The organism is Limimaricola cinnabarinus, from assembly GCF_047631075.1.
Classification (GTDB): domain Bacteria; phylum Pseudomonadota; class Alphaproteobacteria; order Rhodobacterales; family Rhodobacteraceae; genus Limimaricola; species Limimaricola cinnabarinus.
In genome coordinates, this window is sequence record NZ_JBLHYX010000004.1 from 122,724 (window position 1) to 137,370 (window position 14,647).

The 14,647-nt window shown below is 65.8% G+C and carries 13 protein-coding genes and 1 tRNA gene; 7 read left to right on the forward strand and 7 right to left on the reverse strand.

Features of this window, described 5'->3' with window-relative positions; all coding sequences use genetic code 11:
- The first annotated feature begins 68 nt into the window (after window positions 1-68).
- Window positions 69-992 carry a 5'-methylthioadenosine/S-adenosylhomocysteine nucleosidase gene (locus ACJASC_RS05100; RefSeq protein ID WP_415144084.1) on the forward strand — a complete coding sequence of 308 codons (924 nt, stop codon included), beginning with the start codon at window positions 69-71 and terminating at the stop codon, window positions 990-992.
- Between the two features lie 41 nt (window positions 993-1,033).
- On the opposite strand, the gene ACJASC_RS05105 is transcribed toward ACJASC_RS05100, so the two are convergent.
- The 4 genes from ACJASC_RS05105 to tgt all read right to left on the reverse strand — a co-directional run bounded on the left by ACJASC_RS05105 (window position 1,034) and on the right by tgt (window position 6,231).
- A tRNA-Val gene (locus tag ACJASC_RS05105) sits at window positions 1,034-1,108 on the reverse strand.
- A gap of 104 nt (window positions 1,109-1,212) precedes the next feature.
- Complete coding sequence (gene lon, locus ACJASC_RS05110; RefSeq protein ID WP_415144086.1) at window positions 1,213-3,627, reverse strand: endopeptidase La; 2,415 nt, start codon at window positions 3,625-3,627, stop codon at window positions 1,213-1,215.
- 205 nt (window positions 3,628-3,832) lie between these two features.
- On the reverse strand, window positions 3,833-4,930 hold the full coding sequence (locus ACJASC_RS05115; RefSeq protein WP_415144088.1) for an alkene reductase: 1,098 nt from the start codon (window positions 4,928-4,930) through the stop codon (window positions 3,833-3,835).
- Window positions 4,931-5,106: 176 nt separating this feature from the next.
- Window positions 5,107-6,231 (reverse strand): tRNA guanosine(34) transglycosylase Tgt, encoded by a 1,125-nt coding sequence (tgt, locus tag ACJASC_RS05120; protein WP_415144090.1) that lies wholly within the window; start codon window positions 6,229-6,231, stop codon window positions 5,107-5,109.
- A gap of 81 nt (window positions 6,232-6,312) precedes the next feature.
- Between tgt and ACJASC_RS05125 the strand changes: the two genes are divergently transcribed.
- The 6 genes from ACJASC_RS05125 to tpiA all read left to right on the forward strand — a co-directional run bounded on the left by ACJASC_RS05125 (window position 6,313) and on the right by tpiA (window position 11,294).
- Window positions 6,313-6,657 (forward strand): ArsR/SmtB family transcription factor, encoded by a 345-nt coding sequence (locus tag ACJASC_RS05125; RefSeq protein ID WP_415144092.1) that lies wholly within the window; start codon window positions 6,313-6,315, stop codon window positions 6,655-6,657.
- A 29-nt stretch (window positions 6,658-6,686) separates the two neighbouring features.
- Entirely contained in the window at window positions 6,687-7,700 is a 1,014-nt protein-coding gene (gene arsB / locus ACJASC_RS05130; RefSeq protein WP_415144206.1) for an ACR3 family arsenite efflux transporter, read from the forward strand.
- A gap of 136 nt (window positions 7,701-7,836) precedes the next feature.
- Complete coding sequence (locus ACJASC_RS05135; protein WP_021692558.1) at window positions 7,837-8,193, forward strand: SUF system Fe-S cluster assembly protein; 357 nt, start codon at window positions 7,837-7,839, stop codon at window positions 8,191-8,193.
- A 127-nt stretch (window positions 8,194-8,320) separates the two neighbouring features.
- Window positions 8,321-9,982, forward strand: a complete 1,662-nt coding sequence (locus ACJASC_RS05140) for a mechanosensitive ion channel family protein (RefSeq protein ID WP_415144094.1) — start codon at window positions 8,321-8,323, stop codon at window positions 9,980-9,982.
- A 63-nt stretch (window positions 9,983-10,045) separates the two neighbouring features.
- Window positions 10,046-10,426 carry a HesB/IscA family protein gene (locus tag ACJASC_RS05145; RefSeq protein ID WP_415144096.1) on the forward strand — a complete coding sequence of 127 codons (381 nt, stop codon included), beginning with the start codon at window positions 10,046-10,048 and terminating at the stop codon, window positions 10,424-10,426.
- A gap of 118 nt (window positions 10,427-10,544) precedes the next feature.
- A complete protein-coding gene (gene tpiA / locus ACJASC_RS05150) occupies window positions 10,545-11,294 on the forward strand; it encodes a triose-phosphate isomerase (RefSeq protein WP_415144098.1) in 750 nt (249 codons plus the stop codon).
- Between the two features lie 69 nt (window positions 11,295-11,363).
- Here the strand turns inward: tpiA and ACJASC_RS05155 are convergent, their stop codons facing one another.
- From ACJASC_RS05155 to ACJASC_RS05165, 3 genes are all read right to left on the reverse strand, one after another.
- On the reverse strand, window positions 11,364-12,791 hold the full coding sequence (locus tag ACJASC_RS05155; RefSeq protein WP_021692554.1) for a TRAP transporter large permease: 1,428 nt from the start codon (window positions 12,789-12,791) through the stop codon (window positions 11,364-11,366).
- Window positions 12,792-12,793: 2 nt separating this feature from the next.
- Window positions 12,794-13,486 carry a TRAP transporter small permease gene (locus ACJASC_RS05160; protein WP_021692553.1) on the reverse strand — a complete coding sequence of 231 codons (693 nt, stop codon included), beginning with the start codon at window positions 13,484-13,486 and terminating at the stop codon, window positions 12,794-12,796.
- 89 nt (window positions 13,487-13,575) lie between these two features.
- Window positions 13,576-14,580, reverse strand: a complete 1,005-nt coding sequence (locus ACJASC_RS05165) for a DctP family TRAP transporter solute-binding subunit (RefSeq protein ID WP_415144101.1) — start codon at window positions 14,578-14,580, stop codon at window positions 13,576-13,578.
- Window positions 14,581-14,647: the final 67 nt, after the last annotated feature.

Genomic DNA, 14,647 nt, shown 5'->3' on the forward strand with positions numbered 1-14,647 from the left:
CCACGGAGCACTGGACCCGCCCGGCCCGCGCGCCGTAGCAGGGGCCGGCAATCAGCCCCGGAGAGCGCATGACCCAGTTTCCCATCGCCGCCGCCATCACCGCGGCCACCGACGACGCAGCCGAGGCGACCACGCGCGCCATACCCGCCGCCACGACGCCGCCCGACGACCGCCCGCGCATCGCGGTGATCTCGGCCTTCGCGCCCGAGATCGCGCTTCTCGAATCAGCGGTGGAGGGTGCGGAAAGCCGACGCATCGGCCCCGCGACCTACATCACCGGACGGCTCGAAGGTCGCGAGGTGGTTCTGTTCCTGTCGGGCATCTCGATGGTCAACGCGGCGATGACCACGCAGGCGGCGCTCGATCATTTCAACGTCACGTCGATCCTGTTCTCGGGCATCGCGGGAGGCGTCGACCCGAATCTGCGCATTGGCGACGTGGTGGTGGCCGAGCGCTGGGGCCATTACCTCGAAGGCGCCTTCGCGCGCGAGACCGAAGAAGGCTATGCCCTGCCCGGCTGGATGGGGGCGCCGGTGGCGAATTTCGGCATGATCCACAGCCGCGGTGTCGACGTGGTGCCGCCGGGCGGCACCCTGCCCGAAAGCCGGTTCTGGTTCGACAGCGATCCCGATCTGCTCGAAATCGCGCGCGCGGCGGCGCAGGAGCTCGAACTCATGGCCTGCGGCGAGACAGCACCTCGGGTCATGGTCGGCGGCAACGGCGTCTCGGGGCCTGTGTTCATGGACAATGCCGGGTTTCGCGACCACGCCTTCGCCTGCTTCGAGGCGCGTGTGCTCGACATGGAGAGCGCCAGCGTTGCACAGGTGGCCTATGCCAACGCCACGCCTTTCGTGGCGTTTCGCTCGCTGTCGGACCTCGCGGGCGGCGGCGACGGGGAGAACGAGATCGCGGCCTTCCTGGCCGTCGCTGCGGGAAACTCGGCCCGGCTGATGCGCGCGGTGCTGGCGCGATTGCCGCAGGCCAAGGGCTGAGACGCAAAAGGCGCGCCCCTCGGGACGCGCCTTCCATATCATGGTGGGTGATAAGGGATTTGAACCCCTGACATCTTCGATGTGAACGAAGCGCTCTACCACTGAGCTAATCACCCGTTGGCGCGTCGTTTAGCGATCCCCGCCAAGCGGCGCAAGACCCTCCGGACGGCAATTTCGCGCAAATGCGAAAAGGGCGCCCCGAGGGGCGCCCTGTCGTCGTTCAGTGATGCGCGGCGGTGCCCGCCCCGCTGTCGCGGCCTTCGAGCGCGCGGGCCGCGGCGGCGGCCTCTTCCGCCGCCTCGTCCCACTCGATCGGCTCGGGCTGGCGCACCAGCGCGTGACGCAGAACCTCCGAGACATGGGTCACCGGGATGATCTTCAGCCCGTTCTTCACCACGTCGGGGATCTCGGCGAGATCCTTCTCGTTCTCCTCGGGGATCAGCACCGTCTTGATGCCGCCCCTGAGAGCCGCGAGCAGCTTCTCCTTGAGGCCGCCGATCGGCATGGCGTTGCCGCGCAAGGAGACCTCGCCGGTCATGGCGATGTCCTTGCGGATCGGAATGCCGGTCAGTACCGACACGATCGACGTCACCATGGCAAGGCCGGCCGAGGGGCCGTCTTTCGGCGTTGCGCCATCGGGCACGTGGACATGGATGTCCATCCGGTCGAAACGCGGCGGCTTCACCCCGATCGAAGGCGCGATCGAACGGACATAGCTCGACGCCGCCTCGATCGATTCCTTCATCACGTCACCGAGCTTGCCGGTGGTCTTCATCCGGCCCTTGCCCGGCAGCTTGAGCGCCTCAATGTGCAGCAGGTCGCCGCCCACGGAGGTCCATGCCAGACCCGTGACCACGCCCACCTGATCCTCCTTCTCGGCCAGCCCGTAGCGGAACTGCTTCACGCCGAGATAGTCGTTGAGGTTCTCCGGCGTCACCTCGACGGCCTTGACCTCCTTGCGCACGATCTTGGTCACCGCCTTGCGGGCGATCTTCGACAGCTCGCGCTCGAGGTTCCGCACCCCGGCTTCGCGGGTATAGGTGCGCACCATCTCGGTGAGCGCCGCGTCGTCGATGCTGAACTCGGCCGGTTTCAGTCCGTGGTTCTTGAGAACCTTGGGCAGCAGGTGCTGACGCGCGATCTCGCGCTTTTCCTCTTCGGTATAGCCGGCAAGAGAGATGATCTCCATCCGGTCGAGCAGCGGCCCCGGCATGTTGTAGGAGTTCGCCGTGGTCAGGAACATCACGTTCGAGAGGTCGTACTCCACCTCGAGGTAGTGATCCGCGAAGGTGCCGTTCTGTTCGGGGTCGAGCACCTCGAGCATCGCGCTCGCGGGATCGCCACGGAAGTCCTGGCCCATCTTGTCGATCTCATCGAGCAGGATCAGCGGGTTCGAGGTCTTGGCCTTCTTCAGCGCTTGGATGATCTTGCCGGGCATGGAGCCGATATAGGTCCGACGGTGGCCGCGGATCTCGCTCTCGTCACGCACGCCGCCGAGCGAGATGCGGATGAATTCGCGCCCCGTGGCCTTGGCGACCGATTTGCCCAAGCTCGTCTTGCCGACGCCCGGAGGGCCGACGAGGCACATGATCGGCCCCTTGAGCTTCTTGGAGCGCTGCTGGACAGCCAGATACTCGACGATCCGCTCCTTGACCTTCTCAAGGCCGAAATGGTCGTCGTCGAGCACCTTCTGCGCCAGACCGAGATCCTTCTTGGTCTTGGACGGGGTGTTCCACGGGATCGACAGCAGCCAGTCGAGGTAGTTGCGCACGACCGTGGCCTCGGCCGACATCGGGCTCATGTTCTTGAGCTTCTTGATCTCGGCCTCGGCCTTCTCGCGAGCCTCGTCCGACAGCTTGACCTCCGCGACGCGCTTCTCAAGCTCGGCGACCTCGTTCTGGCCGTCCTCGCCGTCGCCCAGCTCCTTCTGAATGGCCTTCATCTGCTCATTCAGATAGTATTCGCGCTGGGTGCGCTCCATCTGGGACTTCACGCGGGTCTTGATCTTCTTCTCGACCTGCAGCACCGACATCTCGCCCTGCATCAGGCCATAGACCTTCTCGAGACGCTGCGCGACGTCGAGCGTCTCCAGGAGATCCTGCTTCTGCTTCACATCGATGCCCAAATGGCCTGCGACGAGGTCGGCGAGCTTGGCGGGATCGGTCGCCTCGGTGACGGCCGAAAGCGCCTCTTCGGGGATGTTCTTGCGGATCTTCGAATAACGCTCGAATTCCTGCGCGACGCTCTGCACGAGGGCGGTCACGATCTCAAGGTCGCCCGGCGTTTCGGAGAGATATTCGGCGCGGGCCTCGAAGAAGCTGTCGTTTTCAATGAATTCCGCGATCCGCACCCGCGACTTGCCTTCGACCAGCACCTTCACGGTGCCGTCTGGCAGCTTGAGAAGCTGCAGCACGTTGGCCAGCACGCCGGCCTTGTAGATGCCTTCGGCAGAGGGGTCGTCGACGCCGGGGTCGACCTGGCTCGACAGCAGGATCTGCTTGTCGTCGGCCATGACCTCCTCGAGTGCGCGCACGGATTTCTCGCGGCCCACGAACAGCGGCACGATCATGTGCGGGAACACCACGATGTCGCGCAGAGGCAGCACCGGGTAGGAGGAGCTGAGGGGCTCTTGCATGCTCATTGTATCCTTGTTCTTGGCAAGACGGTCTGACCCCGCTGTGCGGCAGCCTTGTGACCATCTCCTGTCCGGAGTGTTACTTGGGTGATGCGGCCCGCCAGTTCAAGCGCGCCTCGCCCGGCAGTCGCGCCAATGTGGCCCGGCGCGGTGGCGCGGGCAAGATCCGAAGATACCGCCCGCGCCGATGTCATGGAAAGCCCGGTCAGGCCGCCCGGCTCTCCTCGAGTGTCGGGTAATCGAGATAGCCCTCGACGCCGCCGCCGTAATAGGTCGACTGGTCGCCTTCGTTGAGATCGGCATCGACTTCGAGCCGCTCGGTCAGATCGGGGTTGGCGATGTAGGGCCGACCGAAAGCCACGAAGTCGGCCTGACCGCTTCCGACCACGCGAATCGCGGTGGCGCGGCCATAGCCCGCATTGGCGATGTAGGCGCCGTCGAACAGCTCGCGCAGGCGCGCGGTCTGCTGGCCGAGTTCCTGATCGAGATCGCCCTGCGTGCCCGGCTCGACCATGTGGATATAGGCCAGACCGCGACGGCTCAGTTCGGGGATCAGATAGCCGAAGACCGTCATCGGGTCGCTGTCTTTCAGGCCCGCGACCTCGATCAGCGGCGACAGGCGGATGCCGGTGCGGCCCGCACCGTACACCTCGACCACGGCATCGACCACTTCGAGGATCAGGCGCGCGCGGTTCTCCGGGCTGCCGCCATAGGCGTCGTCGCGCTTGTTCGCGCCGTCACGCAGGAACTGGTCGAGCAGGTAGCCGTTGGCGGCGTGGATCTCGACCATGTCGAAGCCTGCCTCCTTGGCGTTCTGCGCGGCGCGGCGATAATCCTCGACCACGCGCGGCATCTCATCGAGCTCCAGCGCACGCGGCTCGGAGACATCGACGAAGCCCTCCTCGGTCACGGTCTGCGCTTCGGCCTTGATGGCCGAGGGCGCAACCGGCTTCTGGCCGCCTTCCTGAAGCGATACATGGCTGATCCGGCCGACATGCCAAAGCTGCAGCGCGATCTTGCTGCCCTCGCCATGCACCGCGTTCACTACCTTCTTCCAGCCGTCGATCTGCTCGCGGCTGTAGATGCCGGGGGTCTGGATATAGCCCTTGCCCTCGGGGGTGATCTGCGTGGCCTCGCTGATGATGAGCCCCGCGCCCGCGCGCTGGCGGTAATATTCGACATGGATGTCGTAGGGCGCATCACCCTCCTTGCTGGCGCGGTTGCGGGTCAGCGGTGCCATCAGCACACGGTTCTTCAGCTCGACATCGCCCAGCTTGCCGGGGGTGAACAGCTTATCGGTCATTCGTCGGTCCTCTCCGAAACGGTTCGAGGGGACCTATGCCGCCGCTGCGTTGCCGCAAGAGGCAAGATCATGCACGAAAGATTGTGCGCCCAAGCACCATTCCTAGCGGAACCGGCCGGGGCGCGCGGGCCCAGTCCCGCTACCCCTTCCGACGCCTCGGAAATTCGCCTCGGGCTTCAGAGCCGGTCGATGTCGCCCTCGGCGCGCATCGCGTGAAACCGCGTTTCGAAGCCCGCGAAATCTCGGGCGGCGATGGCGTCGCGCATGCCGCCCATCAGCTCCTGATAATAATGCAGGTTGTGCCAGGTCAGCAGCATACCCGCGATCATCTCCTGGCTGCGCACCACGTGATGGAGATAGGCTCGTGAATAATTGGCGCAGGCCGGGCATGTGCAGGCCTCGTCCAAGGGACGCGGATCGTCGGCGTGGCGCGCGTTGCGCAGGTTGACCTGCCCGCGCCGGGTCCATGCCTGTCCGGTGCGCCCCGAACGCGACGGCAGAACGCAATCCATCATGTCGATGCCGCGTTTCACGGCACCGACGATGTCGTCGGGCTTGCCCACCCCCATGAGATAGCGAGGCTTGTCCTCGGGCAGCTGCGCGGGCGCGTAGTCGAGGCAGCCGAACATCGCCTCCTGCCCCTCGCCCACCGCGAGGCCACCCACCGCGTAACCGTCGAAGCCGACCGCGCGCAGCGCCTCGGCGCTTTCCTCGCGCAGGTCGCGCTCCAGCCCGCCCTGCTGAATGCCGAACAGCGCATGGCCGGGCCGGTCGCCGAAGGCGTCGCGCGACCGCTGGGCCCAGCGCATCGACAGGCGCATCGATTCGGCGATGCGGGTGCGGTCGGCGGGCAATGCGGGGCATTCGTCGAAGGCCATGACGATGTCCGAGCCCAGGAGTTTCTGGATCTCCATCGAGCGCTCTGGCGTGATCTCGTGCTTCGAGCCGTCGATATGGCTCTTGAAGGTGACACCCTTTTCCGTGAGCTTACGCAGGCTCGCGAGGCTCATCACCTGAAAGCCGCCGCTGTCGGTCAGGATCGGCCGGTCCCAGTTCATGAACTTGTGCAGCCCGCCAAGCCGGTCGATCCGTTCGGCCGAAGGGCGCAGCATCAGGTGATAGGTGTTGCCCAGCAGGATGTCGGCGCCGGTGGCGCGGACGCTTTCGGGCCTCATCGCCTTGACGGTGGCAGCGGTGCCGACCGGCATGAAGGCGGGCGTGCGGATCTCGCCGCGCGGGGTCGAGATGACCCCGGTGCGAGCGGCGCCATCTGTGGCGTTCAAGGCAAAGGAAAAGCTCATGCTCTGCGCGATAGCGCGCGGCGCGCCATCGCGCAATCGGCAGGCTTGACGAGCGGCCATCTCATCAATATTTCGAGATTCATGGAACAGACCAGCGCCATCGCGGCTTTCGCCGCCCTCGCCCAGCCCTCACGGCTCGACGCCTTCCGCCTTTTGATCAAGGCCGGCCCCGAAGGCATGGCCGCGGGTGAGATCGCCGCGGCGCTCGGTGCGCGGCAGAACACCATGTCGGCGAACCTGTCGGTGCTGCACGGCGCGGGCCTCGTGCGCAACAGCCGCGAGGGCCGGTCGATCCGCTACTTTGCAAACTTCGATACGACGCGGGAGCTGATCTCCTTCCTGATGGAGGATTGCTGCGGCGGTCGGCCGGAAATCTGCGCCCCCCTGACCGGCATGGCCCCATGCGCGCCTCGGGAGGCGGAATGACCGACACAGCCGGGCAACCGCCCGCCGCGATGGCGGGCTTCGAGCGGCTGCTCAGCCTCTGGGTCGGGCTTGCCATGCTCGGTGGAATCGCTCTGGGCGCCACGACGCCGGGGCTCTTCGCGCTCATCGCCGGAGCCGAGATCGCCTCGATCAACCTCGTGGTCGCGGTGCTGATCTGGGCCATGGTCTATCCGATGATGCTCGGGGTCGATCCCGCCGCGCTGGGCGGCATCGCGCGCCAGCCGCGCGGGCTGCTGATCACGCTGGCGGTCAACTGGCTGATCAAGCCGTTCAGCATGGCGCTGCTGGCGGTGTTGTTCTTCGAGCATCTATTCGCCCCCTGGATCGCGCCCGAGGACGCCGCGCAATACGTCGCCGGGCTGATCCTCTTGGGCGCGGCGCCCTGCACCGCGATGGTCTTCGTCTGGTCGCAGCTTGCCCGTGGCGACGCGACCTACACGCTGGTGCAGGTTTCAGTGAACGACCTGATCATGGTCGTGGCCTTCGCGCCGATCGTCGCGCTGCTGCTCGGCGTGACCGAGATCGCCGTGCCGTGGGAGACGCTGGTTCTGGCGACGCTCCTTTACGTGGCGCTGCCGCTCGGCGCGGGCCTGCTGACGCGACGCCTCTTGCGCGGCCCCGAGCGCATCGCCCGGGTTCAGGCCAGGGTGAAGCCGGTTTCGGCGATGGGGCTTATCGCCACCGTGGCGATCCTGTTCGGCTTGCAGGGCGAGGTGATCCTCGATCGGCCGTTGATCATCGCGCTGATCGCCGTGCCGATCCTGATCCAGAGCTACGGCATCTTTGCCATCGCCTATGCCGCGGCCTATGCGCTGAAGGTGCCGCACCGCATCGCCGCTCCCTGCGCCCTGATCGGCACCTCGAACTTCTTCGAACTGGCGGTCGCGGTGGCGATCAGCCTGTTCGGCCTGCACTCCGGCGCCGCGCTCGCCACCGTGGTCGGCGTGCTCGTCGAGGTACCGGTGATGCTGTCGTTGGTGGCCTTCGCCAACCGCACCCGCCAGCAATTCGCGACGGTCTGAGCCATGGCGGTGGTCGTCGCCCCCCCGGATCCGCGAATACCCCCCACGCCCTTTACCAACCGACCCGCTTTTCCTATATGATCGCTCAGGTATCGGCGCCGCCAAAGCGCGCCCCGCTCCAGCCCAAGGACAGCCCATGCCCGACACCCAACTCGAAGGCACGCCGCTGATCGCGCCCTCCACGACCGACCATCCGCTCTATGATCAGGTGGTCGAGGCGTGCCGCTCGGTCTACGATCCCGAGATCCCGGTGAACATCTATGACCTCGGCCTCGTCTACACGATCCATATCGACGCCGAGAGCGCGGTGAACGTGAAGATGTCGCTGACCGCCCCCGGCTGCCCCGTCGCGGGCGAGATGCCCGGCTGGGTTGCCGACGCCGTGGGCGCCGTGCCGGGCGTGAAGCAGGTGGACGTGGATCTGGTCTGGGAGCCGCAATGGGGCATGGAAATGATGTCCGACGAGGCGCGGCTGGAGCTCGGCTTCATGTGATCGCGAGGCCCCGCAAGGGTCGCGAACGAGGGCGCCTTGGGCGCCCTTTTTCATGGGCGTGACGCCGCGTTCGTATACCGCGACACATATGCAGGGAACCGCATTGTCCCGCCCCTGTTTGGCTCTCATGTCCGTGATAGCCCTCGCCCCCCGCCACTGGATCGCCGTTGCCCTGATCTGGATCGTGGCCGCCTGCGCCGCGACCGCGCAGGAGAGCACCGCCTTCTTCGAGATCGAAAGCCTCAATGAGGGCCTCGGCCCGCCGCCAGAGGATCTCGACCGCGCCACGCCGCAATCGACGATGGAGGCGCTGCTCGATCTTGTGCGCGAGGGCGACCGCACGACGGCGGCGCATCTTCTCGACCTGTCGGACATCGCGACCGAGGAACAGGCCGCCAAGGGCCCCCGCCTTGCCGCCGATCTCGTTCAGGTCCTTGATCGCAAGGCAGTGATCAACTGGTCCGACCTGCTCGAACGCCCCGACGCGCTCGAGACGCGCGGCAGCTCGGACAACCCGGTGGCGGGTCAGCCGCAGCGTTCGATCCTCATCGACATCGTCGATCTCGAAACCCGCCCCGTGGCGCTTCGGCTCAACCGTGTGAAGCCCGAGGACGGATCGCCGGTCTGGGTCTTTTCCAGCCAGACCGTCGCCAACATTCCGGCCCTGCACGCGCTCTACGGCCCGACATGGATCGAAGAGGAGCTTCCCCCCTCGTGGCGCGAGGAGGCGGCGTGGGGGCTGATGCGCTGGGAACTCGTCGGCCTGCCGCTGCTCATCGGGCTCGCGACACTGGCGGGGCTTTTCATCGGGCGGTTGCAGGCGGCCGTGGCCGCGCGGGTGCGTAGCCGGACGCTCACCGACATCCTGCGCGCCACGCGGACGCCGATCATCGTCGCGGTCGTCACCGGCACGGCGGCGCTCGTCACCGATGCGATCTTCATCTTCTCTGGCAAGATCGACACCGTGCTGACGCCGCTCATCGTGTTGGGCTTCACCGCGGCGGCGATCCTCTTCGTGCTCAACGGCGTCGACGCGGTGCTCAACCGGATCGTGCCCTTCGACGACGACAACCTGTTCGACGCCAACATGGAGGACCGTCGCAACCTCGCCACCCGCATCGCCGCCGGGCGGCGCATCCTGATCGTGCTGATCGTGATCGTGGGCGGCGGCGTGGTGCTGTCGGAGGCGAACCTGACCAGCGCGCTGGGCCTGTCGCTCCTGGCCTCGGCCGGGGCGCTGACCCTGCTGATCGGCTTTGCCGCGCGCCATATCCTCGGCAACATCCTTGCCAGCCTGCAGATCGCGATGAACCGCTCGGCCAAGATCGGCGATACGGTCCTTTACCGCGACTACTGGTGCAACGTGGAGCGGATCAACTTCACCTATGTGCAGCTGCGCAGCTGGACCGGGGCGCGAATCGTGGCCCCCGTTTCGGAGTTCGTGAACGAACCCTTCGAGAACTGGACCATGCGCGAGCCGTCGATCATCCGGCAGGTCGAGATCCGCTTGGCGCATGACGCCGCCGTGGCCCCTCTGCGCGAGGTCTTCTACGAATTCGTCGACAAGGGCGACATCGAAGGGCTTGGCGAGCGGGATTCGCATATGGTGCTCACCACCGGCCATGACGTGTTCGGCAAGACCGTGACCTTTTGCGTCGCCTGCGCGGATGCCAACAGCTCATGGACCGCCTCCTGTGCGATGCGAGAGGCGCTTCTGGAGCGCATGGCCGAGATGCAGGCCGATGGCAGGCCGATGTTTCCGAAGGTGACACCGGCCGAGAGCGCGTGAGTGCGCCTTGAGACGGGCGCGCCCTGCCCTTATGTTGGGGGCGAGCCCAGACAGGAGGCACGCATGTTCTCGATCCCCGGCAAGCAGGCCGTCAGCATTTCCCCCGCCGCCGCCCGTCAGATCGCCCGGCTGATGGAGAGAGGTGGCCATGCGGGGCTGCGCATCGGCCTCAAGAAAGGCGGCTGCGCCGGCATGGAATACACCATGGACTATGTCGACGAAGCCGATCCCCACGACGAGACGGTCGATCAGGACGGCGCGCGAGTGATGATCGCGCCGATGGCGCAGATGTTCCTGTTCGGCACCGAGATCGACTACGAGACCTCGCTTTTGGAATCGGGCTTCAAGTTCCGCAACCCGAACGTCGAGGACGCCTGCGGCTGCGGCGAATCGATCAAGTTCAAGGATGTCACGGAGCTGACCGCCGCGCGTCAGAGCGGCTGAGTTGCGAAACGCATCGCCTGCGCGGGGGCTGGTTCCGAAAGGGGCCGGCCCCTCGGCTTTTGCCATCGGCGCATATGGTCTACACAGGCGCAACTCTTCTCACACGAAAGGACGACACATGCGTCGCAAACTTGTCGCGGGCAATTGGAAGATGAATGGCACCAACGCCGATCTCAAGGAGATCGAGGCCCTGGGCATCGCATGGGCGGCGCCGCGCGTCGACATCGTGGTCTGCCCCCCCGCGACGCTGGTTTCGCGCATGGCTTTCGCGCTCGGCGGTCAGCCGATCCGCGTCGGTGGTCAGGACTGCCACGCCGAGGCCAGCGGCGCGCATACCGGTGACATCTCGGCCGAGATGCTCAAGGAGTCGGGGGCGCGCTATGTCATCCTCGGCCATTCGGAGCGCCGCGCCGATCACCACGAGACCGACGAGATGGTCCGGGCCAAGACCGAGATGGCGCACAAGACGGGCCTCACCGCCATCGTTTGCTTGGGCGAAACCGATGCGCAGCGCGAGGCGGGCGAGACGCTCGACATCGTGGCGGCGCAGCTCGCGGGTTCGCTGCCCGATGGCGCCACCGGCGCCAATACCGTCGTCGCCTACGAGCCGATCTGGGCCATCGGCACCGACAAGGTGCCGAGCCTCGAACAGATCGGCGAGGTGCATGAGGCGCTGCGCGCCAAGCTGCGCGAGCGGTTCGGCGACGAGGCCGACGCGATCCGGCTGCTCTATGGCGGCTCGGTCAAGCCCGACAACGCCGCCGAAATCTTCGGCGTGGCCGATGTCGACGGCGCGCTGGTCGGCGGGGCGAGCCTGAAATCGACCGACTTCTCGCCGATCATCTCGGCACTCGAATCCTCCCTTTGAACAAGACACCGGCAAGAAAAAGAAAGGGCGCCCCTCGGGGCGCCCTTCGTCGTTCGAGGACGTCTCGCCTCAATTCACGATGATCTCGGGTCCCATTGCCGCGTTGGGCAGGGCGGTGGAGATCCACGGCACATAGGTGACGATGATCAGGAACACGAAAAGCACCGCGAGGAACGGCAATGCCGCACGCACCACGCCCATCACCGACATCCCCGCGACGCCCGAGGTCACGAAGAGGTTGAGACCGACGGGGGGCGTGATCATGCCGATTTCCATGTTCACCACCATGATGATGCCCAGATGGATCGGGTCGATGCCAAGCTGGATCGCGATCGGGAAGACCAGCGGCGCGACGATCACCAGAAGCCCCGAAGGCTCCATGAACTGGCCGCCGATCAGCAGGATCACGTTGACCACGATCAGGAAGGTGATGGGTCCCAGACCGGCACCCAGAAGCGCGCTGGCGATGTGCTGCGGGATCTGCTCGTCGGTCAGCACGTGCTTGAGGATCAGCGCGTTGGCAATGATGAACATCAGCACGATGGTCAGCTTTCCTGCCTCGAACAGGGTCTTGCGCGTGTCGCGGTGAATGAACCCGGTGCCGAGTGCCCATGGCGCCCGGTAGAGCGGCGTCGGCCTGCCGCCCTTTTCCTTCGCCGCCAGCGGCCCCATGTCGCGATAGACGAATGTGGCGACGATGAAGGCATAGACGGCGGCGACGGCGGCGGCCTCGGTCGGGGTGAAGGCCCCCGGTGCCCAGACGATCGGGAAGCTAGCGGAGAAATCGATCCACGGGTGGCCATAGATGCCGCCCATGATGATCGCGATCAGAAACAGCCCCCAGAAGGCATCGCGGAAGCTGGCCCAGATCTCGCCCCAGCCGAGCCATTCGCCCGCAGGCATGTCCTTAATCCGGGCCATCACGTAGATAGTGACCATCAGCATGACGCCCGCGAGAAGGCCGGGGATCACGCCCGCGAGGAACATCCGTCCCACCGACACATCGGTAGCCGAGGCATAGACCACCATCACGATCGAGGGCGGGATCAGGATGCCCAGCGTGCCGGCGTTGCAGATCACACCAGCGGCGAAATCGCGGGTGTAGCCCACCTGCCGCATCGCCGCGATGACGATCGAGCCGATGGCCACCACGGTTGCGGGAGACGAGCCCGAAAGTGCTGCGAACATCATGCAGGCCAGAACGCCCGCGATGGCGAGACCGCCCTTGAAGTGGCCGACGCAGGCGATGGCGAAGCGGATGATCCGCTGCGCCACGCCGCCCGTCGACATGAAGGACGAGGCGAGGATGAAGAACGGGATCGCCAGAAGCGAGGGGTGGCCCGCCATGGACTGGTAGAGCGACTGCGCGATCGAGGCCAGCGAGGTCTCGGAGAACAGCAGCTGGAAGACGATCGAGGACAGGCCCAGCGCGATGGCGATGGGCACGCCGATCAGCAACAGGCCGACGATCATCAGGAAGAGAAAGACGACTTCCATGGTCAGGAGAGCTCCCGGTTGAGATGCGCGGCGTCGGCGACCGCGTCTTCGGCTTCGTGGCTGACGATCAGGCTTTCGGATTCGCCCTTCCAGACGCGGATCGTGGCCTGAATCAGGCGGAACAGGATCAGCGCGGCCGAGATCGGCAGGATCAGATAGGGGATCACCCGCGGCATCTTGGAGTAGCGCTCGTCGTAGTTGATCCAGCCTTCGAGAAAGCGCAGCCAGTCGAACATCGGGATCTGGTCGGTCTCGAAATAGGAGGTGGTGCGGGCGGCCGTGTCAAAGCCGGTGGGCAGCCATGTGCCGGTGGTCTTGGGCAGGTCCGCGAACGGCGCCCAATAGTCCCACGCCCCCTTGAGGAGCAGCACGCCGTAAGCCAGCGATGCGGCGCAGGCGATCAGCGCCACGACGCGGCGACCACGTTTGGGAAGCAGGTTGATGACGGCGTCGACCCCGAGATGCGCGGTGATCTTGAAGCCGTAGGCGATGCCGAACAGCACCAGCCATGCAAACAGCGTCAGCACCGTCTCCAGGCTCCAGATGATGGAGCTGTTGAAGCCGTATCGCATGATGACGTTGGTGCAGGTGAGCAGCGTCATCACGCCGAGCAGGAAGGCGATGGTGCCTTCCTCGAACTCCTCGACGAAGCGGGCGAAGCGGCCCTTGTCGGGCCTGTTGTGGACGGCGTTCATCCCCCGTGTCCCCTCAAGTTGCGGTGTTGCGGATATGCGAGGGGCCGGGCCGCACGGCGGCGGCCCGGCCCCTGCCCGGTCAGTCTAGCTTACTTGCCCGCGGTCTGGGCGGCCTCGATCATGTCGGCGCCGACCTCTTCTTCGAACTGTGCCCAGACCGGCTTCATGGTCTCGACCCAAGCCTCGCGCTGCTCTTCGCTCAGCTCGCGGATCTCGCCACCGGCGTCGATGATCGCCTGACGGGCTTCTTCGTCGACCTGCGTGACGGCGGCGTTGCGCTCGGCGGTCACTTCCTCGGCGATGGTCACCAGCTGCTCGCGCACTTCCGGATCGAGGCTGTCGAGGAAATCGACGCTCGCCACGAGCATGTAGTCGAGCACGCCGTGGTTGGTTTCGGTGATGCCGTCCTGCACTTCGAAGAACTTCTGGCCGTAGATGTTGGACCAGGTGTTCTCCTGACCGTCGACGACGCCGGTCTGCAGCGCGCCGTAGACCTCGGCGAAGGCCATCGGCTGCGGGCTGGCGCCGAGCGCCTCCATCTGCGCGACCAGCACGTCGGAGGGCTGGACGCGGAACTTCAGGCCTTGGGCATCGGTCGGCTCCAGCAGCGGCTTGTTGGCCGACATCTGCTTCATGCCGTTGTGCCAGAAGCCCAGACCCTGCACGCCGCGGCGCTGCATCTTGTCGAGCATCTCCTGACCCGGCTCTGACGCCTGGAACGCGTCCACGGCGGCGATGTCATCGAACAGGAACGGCAGGTCGAACAGGCGGTAGGCTTTGGTGATGCTCTCGAACAGCGACAGCGACGGCGCGGCCATCTGCACGTCGCCGCGCAGCATCGCCTCGATCACCTGCTCGTCGGTATAGAGCGTGGAGTTCGGGAAGACCTCCATGCACATGGTGCCTTCCATCTCCTCGTTGACGCGGGTCTTGAGAAGCTCGGCGGCGATCCCCTTGGGGTGCTTGTCGGTGTTGGTGACGTGGCTGAACTTCACCACGGTTTCGCCTTCGTCGCAGCCCATCGGATCGGCCTGCGCGGCCTGCGAAGCGATGGCGAGAGCGGCCGCGGTGGCGGCGAGCGAAAGATACTTCATGTGTCTCCTCCCAGAGGACCTTGTTTCTTGTGAGCCGAGAAAACAGGCAGAGATGCCGCCACTCAAG